17 protein-coding genes and 1 riboswitch are annotated in these 21,500 nt (G+C 39.9%); of the genes, 2 read left to right on the top strand and 15 right to left on the bottom strand.

The features are described 5' to 3' along the window. Window positions 1-4 precede the first annotated feature (4 nt). The 15 genes from ACI351_RS07025 to ACI351_RS06955 all read right to left on the bottom strand — a co-directional run bounded on the left by ACI351_RS07025 (window position 5) and on the right by ACI351_RS06955 (window position 18,748). Complete coding sequence (locus ACI351_RS07025) at window positions 5-1,600, bottom strand: hypothetical protein (protein ID WP_439734538.1); 1,596 nt, start codon at window positions 1,598-1,600, stop codon at window positions 5-7. A 1-nt stretch (window position 1,601) separates the two neighbouring features. Continuing rightward, complete coding sequence (locus tag ACI351_RS07020; protein WP_439734537.1) at window positions 1,602-2,336, bottom strand: glycosyltransferase family 2 protein; 735 nt, start codon at window positions 2,334-2,336, stop codon at window positions 1,602-1,604. A 2-nt stretch (window positions 2,337-2,338) separates the two neighbouring features. Next, entirely contained in the window at window positions 2,339-3,952 is a 1,614-nt protein-coding gene (locus tag ACI351_RS07015) for a hypothetical protein (protein WP_439734536.1), read from the bottom strand. Between the two features lie 842 nt (window positions 3,953-4,794). Continuing rightward, window positions 4,795-5,538: an N-formylglutamate amidohydrolase gene (locus tag ACI351_RS07010; protein ID WP_439734535.1), complete on the bottom strand. Its 744-nt coding sequence runs from the start codon at window positions 5,536-5,538 to the stop codon at window positions 4,795-4,797. Between the two features lie 18 nt (window positions 5,539-5,556). After that, window positions 5,557-6,348, bottom strand: coding sequence for a hypothetical protein (locus ACI351_RS07005; protein WP_439734534.1), 792 nt, complete (start codon window positions 6,346-6,348; stop codon window positions 5,557-5,559). Window positions 6,349-6,362: 14 nt separating this feature from the next. Further along, window positions 6,363-7,946 (bottom strand): tetratricopeptide repeat protein, encoded by a 1,584-nt coding sequence (locus ACI351_RS07000; RefSeq protein ID WP_439734533.1) that lies wholly within the window; start codon window positions 7,944-7,946, stop codon window positions 6,363-6,365. After that, a complete protein-coding gene (locus tag ACI351_RS06995) occupies window positions 7,946-8,443 on the bottom strand; it encodes a hypothetical protein (protein WP_439734532.1) in 498 nt (165 codons plus the stop codon). The genes ACI351_RS07000 and ACI351_RS06995 overlap by 1 nt, the downstream gene beginning before the upstream one ends. Window positions 8,444-8,498: 55 nt before the next feature. After that, on the bottom strand, window positions 8,499-8,828 hold the full coding sequence (locus ACI351_RS06990) for a hypothetical protein (RefSeq protein ID WP_439734531.1): 330 nt from the start codon (window positions 8,826-8,828) through the stop codon (window positions 8,499-8,501). 14 nt (window positions 8,829-8,842) lie between these two features. Beyond that, window positions 8,843-9,361, bottom strand: a complete 519-nt coding sequence (locus tag ACI351_RS06985) for a hypothetical protein (RefSeq protein WP_439734530.1) — start codon at window positions 9,359-9,361, stop codon at window positions 8,843-8,845. A gap of 9 nt (window positions 9,362-9,370) precedes the next feature. Next, complete coding sequence (locus ACI351_RS06980; protein WP_439734529.1) at window positions 9,371-10,744, bottom strand: AAA family ATPase; 1,374 nt, start codon at window positions 10,742-10,744, stop codon at window positions 9,371-9,373. Between the two features lie 157 nt (window positions 10,745-10,901). Next, window positions 10,902-11,027: a hypothetical protein gene (locus ACI351_RS06975; protein ID WP_439734528.1), complete on the bottom strand. Its 126-nt coding sequence runs from the start codon at window positions 11,025-11,027 to the stop codon at window positions 10,902-10,904. A 94-nt stretch (window positions 11,028-11,121) separates the two neighbouring features. After that, a riboswitch (SAM riboswitch) is annotated at window positions 11,122-11,209 on the bottom strand. A 185-nt stretch (window positions 11,210-11,394) separates the two neighbouring features. Beyond that, window positions 11,395-12,075, bottom strand: a complete 681-nt coding sequence (locus ACI351_RS06970; RefSeq protein WP_439734527.1) for a helix-turn-helix transcriptional regulator — start codon at window positions 12,073-12,075, stop codon at window positions 11,395-11,397. 17 nt (window positions 12,076-12,092) lie between these two features. Next, the gene (locus ACI351_RS06965; RefSeq protein ID WP_439734526.1) at window positions 12,093-15,461 is read right to left on the bottom strand and encodes an Eco57I restriction-modification methylase domain-containing protein; all 3,369 of its coding nucleotides are present in this window, start codon (window positions 15,459-15,461) and stop codon (window positions 12,093-12,095) included. Then, entirely contained in the window at window positions 15,458-17,263 is a 1,806-nt protein-coding gene (locus ACI351_RS06960) for a C-terminal helicase domain-containing protein (protein ID WP_439734525.1), read from the bottom strand. Before ACI351_RS06960 ends, ACI351_RS06965 begins: the two co-directional genes overlap by 4 nt. Window positions 17,264-17,386: 123 nt before the next feature. Then, entirely contained in the window at window positions 17,387-18,748 is a 1,362-nt protein-coding gene (locus ACI351_RS06955; RefSeq protein WP_439734524.1) for a phospholipase D-like domain-containing protein, read from the bottom strand. 516 nt (window positions 18,749-19,264) lie between these two features. Here ACI351_RS06955 and ACI351_RS06950 point away from each other — a divergent pair. Together ACI351_RS06950 and ACI351_RS06945 are read left to right on the top strand one after the other, a co-directional pair. Further along, window positions 19,265-20,296 carry a hypothetical protein gene (locus ACI351_RS06950; RefSeq protein ID WP_428072572.1) on the top strand — a complete coding sequence of 344 codons (1,032 nt, stop codon included), beginning with the start codon at window positions 19,265-19,267 and terminating at the stop codon, window positions 20,294-20,296. Between the two features lie 351 nt (window positions 20,297-20,647). Then, the coding region (locus ACI351_RS06945) for a phage/plasmid replication domain-containing protein (protein WP_439734523.1) at window positions 20,648-21,500 on the top strand (853 nt) is incomplete at its 3' end.

Below are 21,500 nucleotides of genomic sequence, written 5' to 3'. Positions count from 1 at the left end.
CCGTCTATTTTTCCGCCGTTTTCTTCATACGGCATAATAATAGTCCTTTCGGCCAAATGTCCATACCGGAGTAAAGTGTCTGACATTTTTCAACCGGTTCCGCCAATTCGACGCCGTAACGGCGCCAAACGGTGTTTTCCGACGATGGCTCTTCGTTATCAAACAATGCGTAAATATCGCCCGAATGGCCGCGTACCGCCGCGCGGATTTTATCGTCAAACCGGTGCGAATAATATCCCCGCGGAAGCGGATTTAAACGGTGCAAGAAAAACTGCTTGGAGGGATCATAATCCGCCGGATCAAACCAAATCCCCCCTACAAAACGCGCCTGCTGTGGCAAAAACGGCGCAACACCCGACAGGTGTCCGCCCAACAGCACAAGCGGATTTTCCGTCAAGACGGCTTCGTTAAAAAACGAGAAGTTCACGCCTTCCGGCGCTTGACGGGAGTCCGAAAACGACGGTGGAAATACAAACATCCACAAGGCAAGACACAACACGCCCCAGCGCGCGCCGGCCACCCACAATAAGACGCGGCCAAGGAGCAGCATAGAAACCACTTCCAAGATAACCGAGGAAAACTCATCTCTAAACCCGACCAGCCAGCAGACGTACGCGCCCACAAAAAACAGACACCAAACCAATTCTTCCCGAAGCCGTTCCGACGGCGCGCCAAAAAAGCGTTTGGCGATTAAAATAAGCGCGCCAATCACGCCTCCCGCCAAACGGGGATCCAACAGATAACCTGCCAAGGAATGTTCCGTGCGCAAAAAGGGCAATAACAGCCACTCTTTCCAAAAAAGCGGCATCTCCCACTTTACCACAAACGGCGAAGCGGCAAATGCCCAGCCCTTCGGCCACAAGGCCAGCCAAAACGATTCCAGTCCGCCCGTCACGCGCCACGTGTACCACGCCGTTACGGATGCGCTGATTAAAAACCCCAAAACCGTACAACCCAGTATTTTCAGCCAACCGCTTTTTTCTTTCGGACGCACCAACGGTAACGAGACCGCCAGCCCTGCCAACACAGGCAGCGCGGAAATATCCAGCCCCGCCCCAAAGGACGCCACAAAAAAAGCAGCCGCAACAGCGTTTTTTCGCTGGGAGCAGAAGCATAAATAACACGCCCACACGCCCAGTACCGCCAGCCACAAACTTCCGTTTCCGCGCCCGATTTGGCTTACTGCGGCATATCCCGTTACCGCAAGGACCGTTACCATCCAACGGAAAAACTTTTCCCCGTCCGTCCGGAAAACCGCCTTAGCTATTTTCCACACCCAAAACATCAACAGTCCGTACGGAAGCCCGCGCAGAAAAAGCGATAACATCGGCCATGCATTCAATTTCACAAAAACAAGATAATACGGAATAAACAACAGCGGACTCACCGCCGGCCCCGCCCCCGCCGCTACCACATCAATCCCCATACGGCCCGACAAAAGCGCATACGCGGGATAGAGATTGTGCCTAAACGGTTCCGGCGACACATCCTGTCCCGACAACAAACTCATCAAACCGCCCAAAACGGCAAAGGCGGCCAACATTCCCCCTTCCCGCCAGGACGGAGACGTAAACTTTTGCAACGAGTTACGTAAATTCATATTATTTCTTACCTTCCTTTTTAGACTCCCAAAACATTTTTATAATCACGCACAAATGCGCCCAGCCGTCTCGCCAACGGTTTAAATGCGGCGGACGCCCGCCGCGCGAATCTTTTGAAAAATGCGACATCGGACACTCTTTGTAACTCAGCCCCTTAATAGCCGACGCGCACAACATTTCGCTGGCATAGGCCATTCCCGTATGTTTTAAACCCAATGCTTCATATTTATCCCGCCGCATGATCCGCATTCCGCTGTTGCAATCGTACACCGGAAATGAAAAAAGCCAACGGATTAATGCAGATAACACAGGCGTACCCGCATACCGGTTTAAAAACGGCATAGCGTCCTTTTCCATAGGAGCAATCAGACGGTTGGCCAACAGCAAATCCACTTGGTCGCACTTAATTTGCTTCCACATCTCGGTAAAAAATTCCACGGGATACGATCCGTCCGCATCGCAAAACGCTACATACGTCCCCTGCGCCGCCAAAATGCCGTGATGCAACGCAGAGCCGTATCCTTTTTGCTTCACGGGAACCACACGTGCACCTTCCGCGCGGGCGATTTCTATACTGTTGTCGGTGGAACCGTTATCCGCCACCACCAGCTCAAACGAAACGCCCGCCTGTTGGCACGTTCGGCGCGCCGCACTTAAACAACGCGCCAAGGACGCTTCCTCATTTAAACACGGAAATACAATACTCAGTTCGGGAGCAGAATTTTCTTTATTCATAATTAATCACCCACTTTTTCGGCTTCACATAGTACAAAACCGTCATATATCACATCTAACGACACGTGAAAAAACTGGCACTTTCTCCCGCTGTGGGGCACCTTAACACCGTACTCCGCCCACAGCGCATCCTCCCACATCCAACGCGTGATGGGAGCTAGCACATATACCGGCCCCTGATGTTGCGCAACTTCTTTGCGCGCAGACTCGGCAAAATAATGCTTATAATCGTTTGGCTGGAGCCAGTTAAATTTAGATAGTTCCTCCAGAGGCACAAGCGGGAATTTGTCCGGCTGGAAATATACCCCGCCCGCATAACGCGCGTGCGGGTTCAAAAACGGAATCAAAAAGGAAATATGACCGGCCACAACCACAAACGCATCATCCGGAATAGGTACAGGTGAGGAAAATGAAATATTTTTATCGGGAAAGGACTGACGCAAAAACGTCGGGAAAGGGCGCAATACCACCCCCCAAACAACAAGCACAGCCACCAATGCTATGCGCACCGAAATAAACCGGCGGATAAACAATACAAATAATACAGAAGAAAACGCTTCCAAGCAAATCGTATACCGCATATTGCCAAATAGCAGCACCCACGGGATATACGTGCCCGCAAACAAAGATAAACAAAGCGTTTCCGCTTTAGGCCATACCGCCTTTCTGCGTACCAAATGAAAAAAGAATAAACCCCAGAACGAAACCATCCCCAATACTAGCCGGAAATCCAGATGATACTCCAAAATAGGGAAATTGAACCTCAAAAAGGGCAGAAATAACCATTCTTTAAAACCGTGCGGCGTAGCTGCCCCGTTAGCCAAAGAAAAAACCGGAAAATACGGAGACTTAAAAATATGGTTAAAATACGGGAAGAAAGGGTTCCCCAAAACCGTCCATTTTTTCCACAGGAACCAACCGTCCGCGAGCAGAAAACCGAAAGCGGCAAACACCGCCAGCCCGACATACGCTTTCCACGTACGCTTCTCCTGCCAAAATAATACGAGTGCGGCAAAGAATATCCCTGCAGCAACAGGCCCTGCGGTATATTTCATTCCCGCTGCTAACGAAGCCATAAAAACGGCGGCAAATGCGTATTTGATGCCGGAGTGTTCCTCAAAAGCGGATTTGCACAAAAACCAACATGATATCATACCAATGACGGCGGTCTGCACCTCATTGGTAAAACGGCCGATTTGGGATAGAGAAGCCATCCCCGTTCCCGCCAAACACAACACAGCAACGCGCAGCCATTTATCTTCTCGGGTATCTCCGCCGAAGAAAAATCCCAGTGTTTTCCACAATACAAACAGGAAAAGCCCATATATGCCACCCATTAAAAACCCCGTCAAAAGAGGCCAATTGTTCAAATAGACAAAGAGCAAAAAGGAAGGAACATCCAACAAGGGATTGAAAAACGTATGCAGCGCACCTGCGGGGATAATATCCACCCCCATACGTCCGTGCAAGAAAGCATAGGGAATATAGAGATGATAATTTTGCAAATCAAAACAAACGTCCTGTCCTAAAAACAGGCTAATTGCCCCCCCTAAACAAATAAAAAAGAAGAAGAGCAGTATATTTTTAACGGTAAAAGAAGAAAAAAATTTGTGCATACCCCCCCTAATGATAGGCGGACATAAAAGCTTTTCATATTTTAATAAAAACCGACGTTTTTTTCCAGTCTAACAAAAAGGATCCGTCCACAGCTGGATTTCCCGCTGGAGGAAGCCCATACCTGTGAATAAACACAAAAGAAAGGGATTTTTTCGGCGTGATAATTTGCTAGAATAAATATATCTTTACGCGCTCGTAGTTCAATGGATAGAGCGTCAGCCTCCGAAGGAGTTTGAACCCCAAAACAAAATTTTGAAATTTGCTAGTTTGATGCTGTTTGATGGAGTTTGATACAGTTCAATCTACGACGAAAAATTAGCACGCTGAAATTTACAAGGCATTCCAAATGATGGGATGCCTTATTTTGATGGAGTTCAACCAAATACACACAAAATCACTACAGTTTTGGCACAAAAATGGCACTGAGTTTGAATTTGTGATTTTTGGCATTTAATAGCATATTTGGGCTAATTAAAAATGTAAGTATTACAAATTTATGCAAAATCTCAACGCTGTTTTCTGGTTTACATAAATTTATCAATCAATTTTAAGCCGATTTTAGGCAAAAGATAGCGAAATAAGGCAAGAATTAGCGGCTATAGGCCGTTATAATTGGCTTGCCAAAAAGAAGTTTAGCGAAGACTAGCGGCTATTTTTAGATGATAACATTGCAAAAATAAAATTTTGGAATCTAGAATAAAGAGCTAGGGCGGATTTTTTCTGGGATTTTTATACCAAACTTCCCCTCAGAAAAATTTGGAAATTTTTGAGGACTTTTTACTATTACATCCACTATATTTATGCTACATTTTGAGTATAGCAGTTTATAGGTTTTTAGAAGTCATAACCAGCTAAATTTTCTTTTAGGTTGGGGCTGTAGTAACAAAATAGCTTCCTTTAGTACGTAAGATAGTCTATACATCTCTTTTTTAAGCACGTGATTTTCTAAATAGCATTTTTTGTTAATCTCTATCATCAAGGACTTGTATTTTGTTTGTGTGTCAGTGGTCATTGTTCCGCTAAAAGGCGTATTAAAGGCCACTTTGAATCCGTTATCTTCAAAATGCTCCTGAAGTGCTTGCAATATAGAATCATCACATTTTGTGTCATCCTCATTAAAGCCCAAGCATATATCCGGACGGTTTGCTCTTTTATCCATATCACACGGCAAGGGAATGGTGTTAAAACTATGTAAATCAAGCAAAATAGCCCCATTCCCAATGCGTTCTATTGCCTGCTTTAATTGGGCGTGCTTGTGTTTATAATACTCAGTAAAATAAGCGTTATCCCCAAATATTCTTCTATCAAACGCCTTGCCATCTATTAAGCTGTTATACAAATACCCCATTCCTCGTGTTGCCATTGGTTCTTTTGAATTGTCTAAATACCGCTCTAAATCCACTACAAAACGGGAATAATCACTTGTAATCTTGTTTGGCAAGAAAGAATACAATCTATCTACCTGTTCATCTGCCAAAATCAACGAATCTCGCCGTAAAATATCAAATTCGGGCCTGTTATCCACATTAGGCAGATATAACCCCGTATGCGGCATCCAAGCCACAATATTTTCAAATTGATTCATTTTCTTTCGCTCCTCTAATCATTTTTTAAAACAACTCCAAATAGAATCCACATAACCGCCTTTGCTTCTTTTTTTCTCAAACCACCGTTGATACCAGGTTTTTTGAAATGCATTCGGGTTTTGTAAATAAATATCCAAACTGGCCCACTCTTCTCTTTCTAATCCAAACAACCAATCGGAAGAACAAATTTCCAGTTTGTATTTTTCCATTGTAAAACTGGGTCGTAATTTTACGGCACAATTCCTGCGTTTTAATAATTCTGCCACAAAAGACAATATGTGCTTACGGTTATAGTGGGCCCGCAAATAAATCACATTTTTACGTGTTTGGGCTGTACGCACGTTAATTTTCCACGTAGCCTCTTGCGTGGGAACGAGCGGATAAGGCCCAAATTGCGTAGAAATACTTTTAATAGCACGGGTAGGCAAGGCATAGGGGCCGTCCTTCAAATCTTCCGTCTTAAATCCTTCCGTTACTTGGTAGCGTTTATCGGTTACGTGGTTACTAAAAGGCGTGTGAATAGAATACTCAATTTCTTTATCTCGAAACGGCATATAACTTACTAGTTTATCCACTTGCTTAAATAAGTTATTAAACCACGGATGCACGTTAATCTTACCTGGAACCCACACTTTATGTTGTGGCGGCACACAGGTTCGGTGTTCCTTGAATTTTTTGCGCTGCACAACGGGGTCCTGCTCCGTAATATGATAGGGACTCTGCACTACGGTACGGTAGAGAAGAGTATCTTCCTCATAAAAAGATACATAACTTCTTTGTTCATCCACAGATACTTTTACTTGATACATAGTTCGTTCCTCCTCTAGTCAAAAATCTTCCTCAATATCCGCTCAAAACCGCGCCCGGTAAACATATCTGCGCCATCGTATATATAGGTCAAAGAATCTCTATAATCTTTACAATCCTCTTTAAGCCGACCTGGCCTACGGTTGTTATACTCTTTCTGCAAAGCCCACATTGATTTTTTATAACCAAGCGTTTTGTATAAGTTGTATAAAGCGCAATAAGACTTAGTGCCGTATTCCTCGTATTCTATGGCTTTTTTCATATCGGCAATAGCCTTCTTGTTTTGTTTCAAATCCTTGTAACAAATGCCACGGTTTAAATTGAGGTCTTTAATATCTTCTCTGTTGAGGAAATACGAATTGCGCAATGCTTGCGAAAATAGTTTTTCGGCCTCTTCCAAATTATTCTCTCGCCAGTAAATCACACCTAAATTATTAAGCGCATATACATCATCCGGCACGCGGTGAAGATATTCCTGAAAGTTACTTTTGGCTAGTGAGTATTGCCTTTGCGCTACATTCTTCTGGGCACGGATATTGTATTGAGGCGGCCTGCCAAAAAGTCCGCAAAATAAACCCAAACATATCGTTAAGGCAATTAGAGCCCCTTTGAGCGGGAAGGGACCTCTTCCCAAATCATATTCGCTCAAATTAGGCAGTTGGTAGTTTTCTTTTAAAATTTCTTCCACTTGGCTAAAATGAGACGTAATATCGTCTAGCGTATCTAATCCCACGATAAAATCGCGCAGTTTAATACACACGGCTTCGTTCTGCCAACCAAATACGTGGGCCCACTCAATTTTATGCTCAGGGGTTACGCCCACAACGGCATTTATCGTGTTACGCTTACCGTTTTGCCAATATTGTTGCCAATAGATTCCTTGCGTAGTGATGGCATTTTCCAGCAAGATGAAATTTAGTTTTATGTTTTTTTCACGGCTCCAACAGTTATAGTCCCGAATTTCATCTTCTAATTGCTCCGCGTCTTCTCCCTGTACCGTACCGTATAATCCTTTGCGGCCATAGGACTCTAAGTGATACGTTGTAATGGTTTGTTCGTCCAATTTTTCGCTTGCATATATGTTGGAAGAACGCAAGGTGGGATTTTTGTATGAACGGTATACATACTCGTAACTTGCGGTTTCATACGTGCCGGGCCACGTGGTATACGTGCTATACCCGGGGTCTATAATTTCTCCCTCCGCTTCCCACTCGTGGTCGGCCTCTTCCTCCTCTTCGTTGCCAAAGAGGGAGACAAGTTCTTCATATTCTTCTTCATCAATGTCAAAAGTGTCCCCTTCGGCTACGGTGATTTCCCATTGTTCGTCGTGCTCTACTTCTTCGTACGTTACTTCGCCCGTTTCTTCGTCTTCGTGTTTGATTTTTTCCGTCCACGGTTCGTAATAGCGGGCCTCAGTCACGTACGTGCCCAAGATTTCTTCGTCTTCCGTTTTGCCCGATTCGTACGCATTGGCAAAACCAATAACTATCCACGCCCCTAGGCAACCTACCACTATCCCGAATATACCCAAGGGTTCATAGCCCATTACGTGCGGCACGACTAGCAAAAAACCAAGCGCATATAAGAACGCTATAGACATTAAATGTTCTCCTTGCCTGTGGCATATACGTCGGCTGTATGGTCCGACTTAATGACCGTAATTTTGATTTCCTGTGCGTTAGGCAACAAAATACACGCGGGGAAACTTTGGATAAACGTTTTATGTTCATTATGGCGGGCAACCAGTAACCGCTGATGACTGAAAAACTGTTCACGGTTAATTTCAATAGCCGTGGCTAATTGACGCAAAACTGACGTATCAAGCGGCGGGTTATGCTCTACAATAAACCGTATATCCTTGCTTTGGTAACGTCCGGAAATAAGTTTGGGGTATATCTCCTTAAACGCATCCAGGTACGTATCGGACACGTGGGTAATTTGTTTAATCACCTTCCACATCTTGTCAAAGTTGGCTTCACATATTTCTTGTTGCGCTTTGACCAGATTGCGAAGGCGGATTTCCGTGTTGCTCACGGAAATGAAATACCCAAGTGCTACTACTGCGACTAATAAAACAACTACCATTGTTACTGTCATAATTTTTCTCCTATTGGTTTAATTTCAGGGCCTGGGTGTGCCAGGCCCCACGGTATTACTTTTTGAGTTTATCCATCATACAGTCATAGAATTTCTCGGAATCGTATTCAGCGGGAGCGGACGTATTAAACGAACGAATCCGCGCGGTTTTTTTACACTCCTTGGAAACCCTATCAATGTACGCTTGGAGGGCTTCCTGGTCTAGCTTTTCGCCATCTATGAGCTTAAACGTACTGGGTTTACTCCATTGGAACAATCCCCAAAAATTATTGTTTTTGGTTTCTATCAAATACGTCTTGCCCTGTAAGGTGGCAACATTATGGTTAATATTAGCCGCACACGCAGTTAATAATAACGGAACAACTAACAATACTGCTTTTTTCATTTACAACCTCCTTTTTAGTTTGATTTAGGGAGTACCCCTAAAAATTGTTTGACGTGTACCAACTGCCGATTGAGATAAATACTGCGCTTATTGTATTGGCAGATATTTCCGATTTGGTACGTTTCTTGCGGCTCTTTAAATAGCGTGTCCAGTTCTTCCTGCGTAAAAATGGCTTGCCCTCTATCCAAATACGTTTCCATACGGTTATCCCACGCGCAGGCATCGGTAGCCGTTTTAGTAAGTAACCGCAAGAGTAAAAATAATTGAACATCACTGCACGGATTGGTTTTGATAAATACCGCCAGGGCCAAGTGGCTACTGTTTTCGTGTTTTAAATTGGCTACAATGTTCAAAAAGTACTCTTTGTAGCCGTTAGCAACCCAAGGACCGTGCTCTAGGTCTATCCACTCGGCACACGCCGAAAACAATTCCTGCGTGGTTTTGTAGCCATTTACGGGCAAATAGGAAAGAATTGCCTTGCGTTGTTCTTCCAACCCTTCTAGGAACTGCGCTAATTGTATGTGTATGTTCATTATTGCTCCTTATATTTCAATTTGGACCTTGTTTTCCAAAAATGCTTCTTGAAAGAGTTGCCCCACTTGTTGGTGTAACCCGCGGGCCCCCAAGTGCCGCTCACAAGCATTATTGAGGAGGTGTTCAATAACCTCGCAGGGCACTTGGGTGGAGGTGTGCAACAACTCTTTGTATTGTTGCAAAGGCCCATTGTATGGGTTGAATAAAATTTTGCGTAATTCGTCTTTTTTAAGTCCCTTTAATTGCACAAAGTACGAGAAACGTCCCATCAACTCGGGCATCATTCCATAGCTGATATAGTCATCGGCGGTTAAGATGCGATTTGTGGCAACGGGTTCTGTTGTAAACCCGACCGCTTTATCCGCGTGTTTTACTTGCAAGTTTTCAAACGCACCACCGACGATAAACAGCACTTGAGAAATATCTATTTTACAAACAGATTTCCCTATTGGTAGTCTGCTTTCTAAGCGGTAAAAAGTACTTTCTATTAGCCGTAATAGTTCGGCCTGCACGTTGGTAGAAGCAGCTCCGCCTTTCTGCTCGCTTCCTTGGCGGATTTTGTCAATCTCATCAATAAATACAATAGAAATAGGTAATTTTCCATTTTTAGCCTCGTTTGCTAGGGGGCGTAATATGTCGCCCACATCCATTCCTACGTAGCCTGTTTGCGTATATTGGCTGGCATCCGCGTGTACAAAGGGGAGATTAAGGATTTTGGCTAAACACTCGCACATATAACTCTTTCCGCAACCCGTCGGTCCGCTGATAAAAATATTACTCTTGTTAAATGCTTGACCTTCTTTCGCACGTGCGCACTTGGTTAAATGCTCAAAAACGCCTGCTACAACCTGTTTCTTGGCTTCATCCTGTCCGACTACATACTTATTAAGTTCGCTCAGCACGCGCTGAGGATTTAACGTACGCTTTTTAGTTTGTCGTTTTGGAGGGGTTACTAGGGCTAAAAAGTTCTTTTTTAGGTCAATCCGTCCACCTATGGCGGCAAATATCCCTTCCGTAAATAACGCGCTTTTACGGTCTATCAAAATGGAGAGTAGTTCTGCACGTTTACCGATTATTTGCCCTTTTTCCAAGAGCGTATTTACTTGATAATTGCCAGCTACCATTATTCGTTGCAAGTCCAAGGCCGACAAGCGCAAGAGTAAAAATACTTCCGCCTGTGATAATTTATGCTTTTGAATAAACTCCACTAATGGGAATTTATCTGCATTAGAGCGTAAAAGACGTGCGTAGATATCTTTAAACGTTTGCACATATTGTGCCTCCCGCGTGGGCGAGCCTGACCAATCGTTCCAAGCCAGTATATCTTCCACCAGTTGGGCTCGGGAAGTGTATTTTGTTAGTTTTTTAGTTATTTTTTCCATAATTATACTCCTTAAAGTTTTGAACGGAATCCCCATACCGTTCGTCGGGAAGTTTGTTCACATATAATCCGCGAACTAGTTGCTCCTTCAATTGCAACACGTATATAATGTCCCGTATTAAGTCGCCCTCGTACGTATTTAGTCATAATATTTCCTCTTATCCGTGATAAATGTCCCAATCGTTATATCCAAAAGAATCTTCCTTCATCGGTTCTGTCTCTAACTGCGTATAAGGAACCACCCATACTGTTACATTGCGATTTTGCTTACATTTTTTTGCCATAAAAAAACCTCTCCTTTGGATATTCCCATTAGAGAGGTGGTAACAAAAGAACCCATTGTCTCCAATGGGTTCTAATACTACAAATCTGTTTTAGCTCCCATTGTTTCAAGCATTAGCACCTTGCCTTAAGGTAGGTTGCTGTATCGTCATCGGGCTTGTCCCTCGGATACTCTTAATGGAATTTTAAGGTTATACAAAAGACATTTAGCCAGACTTCTGCTTAAATTTAATTCTTTTGTTTAACCTTCTATATTTATTATTGCATATTATCGTTTCTTTGTCTTTTTAAAAATGTCATTTATGTGTCATTTTTAACTTGACACGTCTGAAAAGTTGAAAAAATTCATTTTCAAATACGCTACAATCTTTAGAAATAGTCCCTGATAAACTCATCAATACGATATTTTGGAACTCCTAATGAGGCAAAATGTCCATTTTTAACGCGACTTGATTTCGCTTCGAAACGAACACTTTCTATTTTTTCTACTTCAATCTTTTCCAGCTCATATCCCCACACACTCCTTCGTCGGTGGATAGTAGCAAAAACCAAATAAATCGTTTCCCATCTGCGAATTAAACAATAAGGCTTCGCATATATCTGACGGCCATTGGACACAATCTTTATATAACGTTTTTCTTTAATGGCTTCTTGCAATTTGCATACAATAGGGTTAGGCGATAACTTAGGATTGATTTCATAGAGCCTCGTGTTGGGCGTAAACAAACGACGTATATACTGGCAAGTAGGAGCAAATGTTTCTCCTGCTTGTTTGGCTGTTTCATACGCTATACATAAAGTCGCCGCTATCTGAGAAGTAAGCCCTACTTTTTCAAATGAGAAATCTTTGTTAATGTAGTAATTGCCGTAATATAAATCAAACTCAAGGCCTGCTTCTTTAAGAAGTGCAATGTCACGCAAAATAGTGCGACGGGACACGCCACATTCTTGTGCTAACTCATCCGCCGTAAAAGATTCCCGTTTATTATCTGCTATCCATTTGCAGATAGTTCCCAGTCGCTTTAATTTTGCCGTAATATCTTTGGACATACCCTCAGTTTAGCATTTTATGATTTTTTCTTAGGTTGGGATTCTTCCACTATTTTAATTTCTTCATCCGTTAGGCCATATAGTTTATAAACCATTTGGTCAATCTCGTCTTGATATGCTTTAACACGAGATTGCTTATTGGAATTAGACAAGTAATCATCACTCTGAGTGATAGATAAGATTTTATCTACAATAGACACAAACTCATTTTGGGTCTTATCTTCGGCTTTTTTTATAGGGATTTCCGATAACGGTGTTTGATAGAGTTCTAAATTATCCCCTTTTCGTTTCCCCTTATTATACAACCACACATAATATAGTTTTGAATTTAATAGCGCTAAAATATATTTTAATTTATATCCATTCTTGGGCGCGGTAATAAAATATACGTCTGCACTAGCATACCATTCTGTTTCATTGTATCCAAAAGTATTTTCAGGACTTCTCTGAGGAGCAACAATTTTGGGTATAGTAAATATATTAGGATGGCTAGCCCCTCTTCTTAATATATGCCATTTTGCTAAGGATTCGTTATTAATTTGTCTGATTTTCTGCAAAATACCTTTAAATCTTTGTAAATTCTTTTGAATAATTTTTTGTTGTTCATCGCTACAAGAATCAGAAGAAAAAACAATAAATTTGCTAAATTGGTCCGAAGTATAGTATTTTTTAATATCAGAGTTCTTAAAGAATGGTTGGAGAAGTGCTGTGTTCTTGAAATTTTTAATTTGCACCAAGTCTCTCGAGTGTGTATTATCCAATACAAATACTCCATCTCCCTCTTGTATATCTTGTAAAATTTTTTCCTCATTAGGGATATATCGTATATTCTTTTTATTAACGAAATCACATCCTCCCATAATACCCGTATTAACACAGCAAATATCCCCTAATATTTCATTCGTTTTTTGAATTTTAGAAAGGATATTAAATAAGACACTATGTGAGTCTTCTGTACACATACGAATATAACATTCTTCCCCTTCATACAAATTGTTTTGTAAAGCATCGTGATAAAGCACCTGAGTATCGGTTTGAGCGATAATTGCATCAAATATTACATTACTCAAAATTCCCCTTCGCTTAACGTCAATTATAGAACACATTGCATCTTTGTTATTAGTTTTTTGCAATAGAGTAATCATATTGTATTGCCCAAGTGCGGATTTGAATATTTTTAATTCATTAAAATTTATAAGATTCAAAATAGCGGCCCTATCTTTAAAATCTTTACGCAGTACACAGCCCCCTGTGGCAGTGATATAGGAATTTTCTGTAATAAACGTACAAATTCCATTATTTTTCAATAAATTGAGCGCCAAGTGAAAAAAGAAATATGAAAAATCCATTTTCCCTCTATAAAACTGCTTTAAAACTGAATTTTTCACAGGCGTAAAAATATCTTTGTGTCCTTTTTCAATAATATAAGGCGGATTAGCAATAACAATATCAAAACCATCTTCCACACCAAACATCCAAAATGGGTCAAACCATCTATTGGATTGATATGAAAACGGGTTCCAAGAAGACAATTCGTCAGCATATTCTTTATTTTTGGTTTGCTGTTCCGATAATTTAAAACGTCTATCTTCCATCAAATAACGTTTCTCTGTGTGGAACGTACGTAACCAAATGAGATGCTGTATTGTATCAAAATTTTGTTTTAATCGTTCTTTTTCTTCAGCAGAAGAATTAAAATAAGCCTTTCGAATACGTTTTAATTCTTCGATTAGTTCAGTACGTTGAGAAAATAGTTCTGCTTCTTGCTTAGGTTGTTCTAATCCTACTAAAGAATTGGCGCAAGCAAAGTTGAAGTTTAAGTTGGGCAACGGTTTCGGATTGTCCGATTCTTCTTCTACAATTAGGGTCAAGAAAAAACGGAGACGACAAATCTCTATAGCCATTGGTTGAATATCTATCCCATAAATACAATCGCGAATTAAAGCGTACTTGTTGACATAATCTAGTTGCTTGAGGGTTAAATTGCTCGTTAAAAGGCTATCACTTAGCCCTCTGTATATATCCCCTTTGGGGTCAATAATGTGAATAATTGACATTATCTTCTGCAGTACACCCATAGGGAATGCTCCCGAACCAACAGCAGGGTCTAATACTTTGACTGTTGATAATGCCTTATAGATTTCTTGTTTTTCTAGGGCAGACAATCCATCAACTTGTGGTTCAAATTCAAACAAAGAATCAATAACAGTGTGGGCTATATCCGTTTTCGTATAGAGATATTGTTTAAGGCTTTGGGTAACCATATAGTCCACAATTTCACGCGGTGTATAGTAGGAACCTGTTGCTTTCCGAACCGATTCTTTAGTTTCAGGGTTAATAGAGGCCAGTAAATTTTCAAAAATACGACCTAACATTTCAGGGTCCACTGCTAAATCAATATCGGTGGACGTGTTTTCATCAATAGTAAAGTTATAAGTTTCCAATGTTTCAAAAAACTTGATAAACCAACTATTAGGAATATCAATGGCCATACCCAAATAACACGTTTCCGTTTTTTCGTCATATTTATATCCATCTTCAGGGTCGTGGGCTTCAAACAAACCTCCATTCAAAAATGGAATATGCTCAAATAGACCCGTACGGCATTTTGGAATTCTATTTTGGGGTTGCTTATTCAATGTCTCAAAAAATAGCGGCTCTAATATCTCGTGATAATAATTTTCATATTTTTCTATCACTCTAGAAGACAATAAGTCTTCTGGGATTAAAGCCGAACCATCTTGCCGAAGCTTCTTTTTCAAAAACCAACAGAAAATCAAACGCCCTATCAAACGGACAGCAAAGTTACGTTTGGCCTCTTCTTGTTTATCTTGTTGGCATACATTTGGATATTTAATAGTTTTAAGCAAATCTTCAAAATGCTCGGAAATTTTCTTATAAAACTCATCATTAACAACTTCAATAGAAAATCGTTTTAATAAATCTTCTTCATTAGTAATAGGCTTCGATAATTGTTGGATAGCAGTACGTACCTTTTGCCCTTCACCAACTAAAAATGAATATCGGCGAGGATTGCTAGCCTGCTTATTGTGAGCCCAATCAACAGTAACTAAGGAAATACGAAATGTTTTTTTATCTTCGGGAACAAAGAAAAATAATGCACGCGATAGCAGATTGTCCTTCATCAAACTTACTGCCTGTTTTGTCAATGTAACACGAGCATCGCTAGATTTACAATGTTGAATCTCAAAAACGGAAAATAAAGATGATTTTCCCAAATAAGAGGCTTTAGTAATAGAATCATATTTGGCCCCTACAAGCGGTAGATTTTGATTTTTTTCCTCAAACGTAGAAGTTAAAAATTTAGACAAATCATCTAACACATCTTGCCGATTGTAAGATTTTGATAAACTAGTTAAGGTCATAATAATACTCCTTTTTCTTCATTTCCCATAAATTCGACCGATAAAACTACCGTGATATTTTGTGATTTATCGTATTTTTGAATATTCAGCACAGTGTGTACGTACTGTTCGGGAATACTCTCTTTGAGTAGAGATACAGCTTGAGGCACATTGTCCTTGTAAGAACGACCAATTTTTTTGATTGCCTGTAATTTGGCAGTACATAAACCATCGGCCAAAATTTCATCGAGGTCTTGCAAATACTTCGCATCATTCCCCGTAGCATTTAAAACTAGTTGAGCAACAATTTGCTTAGCATCTCCAATCAAGCGATTATGCTCGGTAACTGGTCTGTAAATTTCTTCTATCATCTTATCCTGTGCCAAATTGTACATAGGATAAAAATCGGAACTGGTGGAAAATGATTTTTCGTCGGGAGTTGCTTCAAATAATTTAATAGCCTCTTCATCTGAAATATATTTAGCTTGGTGAGTGTTTTTATCACAGAAACTAAAGACTCCCACATCTCCTCTCCGTCCAAATACCAATACGCCAGGAGAATTCCCTTCTCTAGTGGTACGCGCAATACGAACTCGCGGAGGCAAGTTATTGGCTTGTTCATATAACTTAGGGTTATGTTCACGAATGTTATCTAAAAATTCCCTGTATTTTGTATCCCAACTAATTTCTTCTTCGGCTTCATTCTGAGGCAAGTGTGCTAGAGAGGCTTTAATTGTTTCTCCAGGAGTCAGATATTTTGTATCTTCTCCAAAAATAAGGTCAATCATTGCCATCTTATTAGTAGTTATTTTTTTTACATTGGTTTGCATCTCACCAATTTCAGTAGGGAAAAAATTATAAATAAACAACGTGGAAAATACTTTTCTATTGATACGATTGATACGTCCTACACGCTGTATAACACGAGTAGGATTGTATGGAATATCGTAATTAAAAACAACTCCCGCTCTATTTAGATTAATTCCTTCACTTAGAGCATCTGTCGTTAGAAGCAGGTTATATTTATCTTCCTGCTCCTTGTGGGGATAACTAGCATCAAAATTGGCACGTATCTCTTCTTTCGCTCTCTTACCACACGATGCATCATAAGCAATAGGATGAATAATATCATCGTGAGGCAAATTGATTCTTAAATATTCAATCGTGTCGGCAAATTGAGAAAACAACACAATTTTACGATTGGGTTCAGCTTGCATTTGCTTGCGTACAATTTCTTTTATGCGTGCTAATTTCGGGTCGTTTTGAGCCGTTAAGCCGCTCCAATCCTTCTTTAATTGTTTTAATAGACAAATATCGTTTTCCAAATCGTGCTCAAATGAAGGCTTTAACAAATCTTCGTGGATAAGATAGATACCTTTACTTACCAATTCTTCCTCTTGCTTGGTGGATAAGCGGCTAATTGATTGGGCAAATAAGGTATGAGATATAGAATTGGAAGCCGCCTCATATTCTTCATTCCATTCTTCATCTAATTCTTGAAGAGTCAAATCTTCTAAATCATCCAATGTAGTTTTCTTTGAAACGAGTGCCCGATGCTTCTCTTTAAGGAATGAAAGAGTTTTCTCTGTGGAAGCAATAATATTATCAAGCGTTTTATTAAAAGCATTAATGGAACTTTCCAGACGACGAACTAATAATCGTTTTAAAAAAGTAGCGTTGTTTTTCTGAGGGTCGCCTTGAATGGAAAGATAGGCATCCACATCGGCTCGAGATTCATCTACAACATATGAAACAACTCGGTAACGTGCCGCCTTAAATTTGCTTTTTTCTCCCGCAAGCAATTCGAGAGTCTGCAGATACAATGATGAAAATTCGCCGAAAGAATATTCTTCTAACTTTGGCTCCTCTATGCGTGGAAGTTCAATATGATTTTTCTTTAAATCCTCACGATATACTGTCCTAGTCTTTAAATCTTCCCTGTTTCGTCAAATTACTACTTCACTAATCAGCCAACGAATCTTCTTGGCCACTTGTTTATACTTTATGGCACTATCTTCAGAATCTCTGTTAATATGGTCATACTCTTCTTTAATTTTGCGCATTTCATCTGCTAGATTGTCTACTGTTTTAAGGGTTGAACAAGTGGGAATTTGAAACAATCGAACAAGTGAAAAAATATCTTCTGGTTTATTATTAAAAGGAGTGGCCGACAATACAACAACTTTATTGCCACGACACAGAGTTTCCAAATCGCTATAGTCCTGAGTAGCAGGATTGCGATAATTGTGTGCTTCGTCCAAAACTACCAAATAAGGCCTTTTAATTTTGTAAGAATACTCCAGGGCATCTTCTATTTTCCCTGAACTGAACACCCTGTTATTAGTACTCAAATGGGCGCAATAATCTTCCCATTGGGGCATTAAATGAGGTGGAGCAATTACCAACACGGGTAAATTCAAATTTGCAGCAATAGTAGTGGCAATTATTGACTTACCAAGCCCTACTACATCTGCCACAATGACTCCATTGTGTTCATTAATACTTCTAATTCCTTGTTCAATAGCATCTACTTGATACTGCAAATCATTAAAATTATCTCCCAATGCCTGACTAGGTGTTTTTATTCCGTCTATTTTTTTCACTTCGAAATATTCAATTAAAACTTTTAAATACATTAAAAACGGTGTGGGCTGATTGGCAAACCATAACTTATCAATTAATTCTGTTTGTATTTCAGATATGGTTGATTTATCGACTAATAATTCCGATTTTTCCCATAATTCGTTAAATATTCGTAGACTCTCCTCTACAAAAGGATTATCCTTGTGCTGAATATTAATTTCAAAATTTTCTCCCAATCCATTGGCTGATAGATTGCTAGAACCGACAATTGTGGTCCCTATAAATTCTCCATTCTGATTGTATTCGGGCGCATTTTTAAAAATGTACATCTTGGCGTGACATGGATTTCTTGTTTGTCGGACTTCTAAAGTGCCATTTTGAAGTTTTTTTACAAACAACTGAAATGCTGCTATACTCTCCTGATTATCATATTCTCTACCGTGCCCAATAATATCGCGGAGAGATTGATACCAACATTGGCAACGTTTGCTACTCTCTGGGAGCCCTATACTGGAAGAAAACTCAATATAACTGGAAACTCTGGATTCTGCTTGCAGCCCGACGAGAATTTTAAGTTTCTGCTCTAGCTTAATATTTTTATAAAGCAACTGAAATCCAGAGAAATAAAAATAGCCGACTAAAAAGAATAATTGGTCACTTGATGGTAAAACATTGTTAATTGTATCTTTTACCAACTTGTCTTGATTAGTAATAAAAAAACTCATTCAATTGCCTCCGCTTTTTTCTCAGCAGTAAAAAACTCGCCAAAAACAGCTACACGTTGTTGGCTTTTGATTTGTTTTTCTTTTGATGGTTTATTGGCTTTGTGTTCGGACATATTATTATCAATATGGAACACTAGAGAAGAAATGATGGACAACAAATAAAAACGGCCATCATTGGCACTCCAGAGCAGGGTGTACCAATAACAGCCGTAGTTGCAAAATTCTCAGAATAGAAAGCTATTCTAAACAAGAATACGCAACGTTTTTGGTAGAAGATAATATTGGGAGCTACCCATTTTATCTTCTACCTAAACGACTGTTTTTGGACTGCTTTGGACATTGGGAACCCCCAACAACCATCCTATTCTTCGATAGGATTCCAAAAACTTTTGCAATTGCGAGTAGGTTCTATTTTAGAACCTAGCGAAATTTTCTTATCTCCTTAAAAATCAAAATATAGTTTTATAGTAGCATATTTTTTATTCATTGTTTGTGCCCTTTTGCTATACTAAGTATATGGATAAAAATGCTACTAAATATACCTTTTTAACGCCGATAGATGCGTTAGGAATCCTGTATTTGATGACACAAGAAGTGTTAATAGTTCCTCACGCTATTATTGATTTCCCAGATTTAGCCACTCTTCCATTTTTAGATTTCATACCTGGACGTGATGTAATTGCATACCCATTTCACAATAGCAAGGGGCGTGTTTTTGATGACAGCCAGAAATTAAGTAGGCTACAGTATACCTACCACATTCCCAACAATGGATATGCCATTGTAAAAAATGACAAAGATTTTTTTGATAAATTTATCAATGACTATCTTGATTGGTATAAAGAAGGTCCACATATTAGTAATCCGTTGAATTATTCCTCCTTTCACTCTAGCCTACACCACACCGTAGAATTTCTTAAGACTTTACGAAAGAATTACGGAAATAATTTCTCAATCACCTCCGAAAATATCCAGGAGTACGAGAAAAAATTGCCACAACAAATTCGTTGGCAAGAAAGTCTTTTATATCTTCACAACATTAACTCGATAAAATTATTGGATATTAACTTAATATTTCCATCGGCTTTATCTTCTGATGTGCTACCTTTTCTTGAATCACCACGTGTCAGAATTAACCTAGACGTATTAACCAATTTGCTAGCAGAAACAGATGTACGTGTTGAGTACTGTGGGGTGCAAATTCTAAAAGATGATAGAGTAAGAATTAACAATACCATCATCCCTATGAGAAGTTCTTCTATGCAATGGTCCTTCTTGAATTTTCTGGTAGAAGCCCAAGGAAAAACAAAAACTTATAGGGAATTACCGACCACCTGCGTTGGTAACGAAACAAGCAGTTTTGGAAAACCGTTTACCTCTTCCTTTTATGCGAAAATTGAACAACTCAAGCAAGCTGTTTTCAAATCTGTTCGAAAAGTTATTCCTAATGAGGAAATCCCATTTGGCATTCGTTGTGCTCCCCACGCAAGAGACTCCGAAACGGGAAATACGGTGGGAGAATTTTACATTTATCCTAAGAAAAATTAATCTTGTCACCTAGATTTTATTTGCATTCTAGGGTTTAGCAATACAAATACTGTTTCCAGTTCACCAAATTTCTAGGTGAATTGGATTTTTTTGCCTTTTTTTTATTCTCCCCCCACGACGAATACCTAGAAATACGTAAGGACTTGAATCTAGGGGACTTTAAGCATAAACTGCCAGTACGACTTCGGTCTTGATATTACTTAAAAGGAAAAATAATTATGCAACAGGCAGTTAAAATTATTTATTTCTCTCGTCAGGGAGGAACTACTCCGTTCCACTGGTTTATTTGCAATCGGTGGAGCAAGAAACACCCCTATGTGTTTCCTAGCCCTCTTAAAGGAGGATATCAGTATGTCTATTGATAAAATTGGATGTTGGTTTGATAGGATGGATATTCAATTCGTTTCTAAAAAAAGAGCAGACCTGCGACACGCCTACTTATTTGGGATGTGTGGGCCTAAAGGGAAATCTTTTCATAACGATACGGATGATTATTTTCCCACCATCATAAGATTCTACGACGGAATCTTATTTGAGTCCTGTCCTGCCAAAGCGTTATTTGGGCACAACTTATATGAGGTCTGTGATAGAGACTTAGATGACTTTATCCGTATAAGTTTACAACAATTGGAATATGCAGGGATACTTGTTCATCCTGATATGTTTAAACAAGTTGCTTTAACTCGGTTGGATTATAATAAACTTATCTTATTTCCATTTACCCTAGACTTCTCCCAACGGATAATAAGGGAAGCAAAACAGAGTGGCCGTTTACAAAAGGGAATTTGTATTTATCCTAACTCTGGAGAGGGATGTGTTAACGCACTTAAACATCGCAAATTGATTCTGTACGATAAACTTAAGGAAGCCCAAGATAAGGGTATAATTCCCTGTGACTTAATGGAATTAGTTAGGATGGCACAACTCTCTGTTATGAATGTGGAATTTCAAATGCACGGTAAGCAAGAAATTGAACGTGAGTTAACTAAACAGAAGATTAATACAACCAACTCATTGCAAAACTTATTTAAAGTGGATTATGCACGGGTTGTTATACAAAATAGGGTACAAGAACTACTGGATAATGTAATGACGATTAAGGATAGAAATTATTCATTACTAGAAACAATAGAACAACAGTGTGCTTCCAATAGTATTCACGGAGTAACAAGTATAGCATCTCAGGTTGCTTTTGCTTGGATGA

The sequence above is a fragment of the Candidatus Avelusimicrobium sp. genome, from assembly GCF_051874775.1.
In the GTDB taxonomy this organism is placed as follows: Bacteria; Elusimicrobiota; Elusimicrobia; order Elusimicrobiales; family Elusimicrobiaceae; genus Avelusimicrobium.
The sequence above is the reverse complement of the archived record's forward strand: the minus strand, read 5'-3'. Positions and strand labels throughout refer to the sequence as shown.

What these genes read in the sequence shown, in the direction of transcription:
- ACI351_RS06955 (WP_439734524.1), bottom strand. Translation starts at nt 18,748, where the DNA reads ATGAGTTTTTTTATTACTAATCAAGACAAGTTGGTAAAAGATACAATT.
- ACI351_RS07020 (WP_439734537.1), bottom strand. Translation starts at nt 2,336, where the DNA reads ATGAATAAAGAAAATTCTGCTCCCGAACTGAGTATTGTATTTCCGTGT.
- ACI351_RS06985 (WP_439734530.1), bottom strand. Translation starts at nt 9,361, where the DNA reads ATGAACATACACATACAATTAGCGCAGTTCCTAGAAGGGTTGGAAGAA.
- ACI351_RS06975 (WP_439734528.1), bottom strand. Translation starts at nt 11,027, where the DNA reads ATGGCAAAAAAATGTAAGCAAAATCGCAATGTAACAGTATGGGTGGTT.
- ACI351_RS07005 (WP_439734534.1), bottom strand. Translation starts at nt 6,348, where the DNA reads ATGTATCAAGTAAAAGTATCTGTGGATGAACAAAGAAGTTATGTATCT.
- ACI351_RS06970 (WP_439734527.1), bottom strand. Translation starts at nt 12,075, where the DNA reads ATGTCCAAAGATATTACGGCAAAATTAAAGCGACTGGGAACTATCTGC.
- ACI351_RS07015 (WP_439734536.1), bottom strand. Translation starts at nt 3,952, where the DNA reads ATGCACAAATTTTTTTCTTCTTTTACCGTTAAAAATATACTGCTCTTC.
- ACI351_RS07010 (WP_439734535.1), bottom strand. Translation starts at nt 5,538, where the DNA reads ATGAATCAATTTGAAAATATTGTGGCTTGGATGCCGCATACGGGGTTA.
- ACI351_RS07000 (WP_439734533.1), bottom strand. Translation starts at nt 7,946, where the DNA reads ATGTCTATAGCGTTCTTATATGCGCTTGGTTTTTTGCTAGTCGTGCCG.
- ACI351_RS06950 (WP_428072572.1), top strand. Translation starts at nt 19,265, where the DNA reads ATGGATAAAAATGCTACTAAATATACCTTTTTAACGCCGATAGATGCG.
- ACI351_RS06995 (WP_439734532.1), bottom strand. Translation starts at nt 8,443, where the DNA reads ATGACAGTAACAATGGTAGTTGTTTTATTAGTCGCAGTAGTAGCACTT.
- ACI351_RS07025 (WP_439734538.1), bottom strand. Translation starts at nt 1,600, where the DNA reads ATGAATTTACGTAACTCGTTGCAAAAGTTTACGTCTCCGTCCTGGCGG.
- ACI351_RS06990 (WP_439734531.1), bottom strand. Translation starts at nt 8,828, where the DNA reads ATGAAAAAAGCAGTATTGTTAGTTGTTCCGTTATTATTAACTGCGTGT.
- ACI351_RS06980 (WP_439734529.1), bottom strand. Translation starts at nt 10,744, where the DNA reads ATGGAAAAAATAACTAAAAAACTAACAAAATACACTTCCCGAGCCCAA.
- ACI351_RS06965 (WP_439734526.1), bottom strand. Translation starts at nt 15,461, where the DNA reads ATGACCTTAACTAGTTTATCAAAATCTTACAATCGGCAAGATGTGTTA.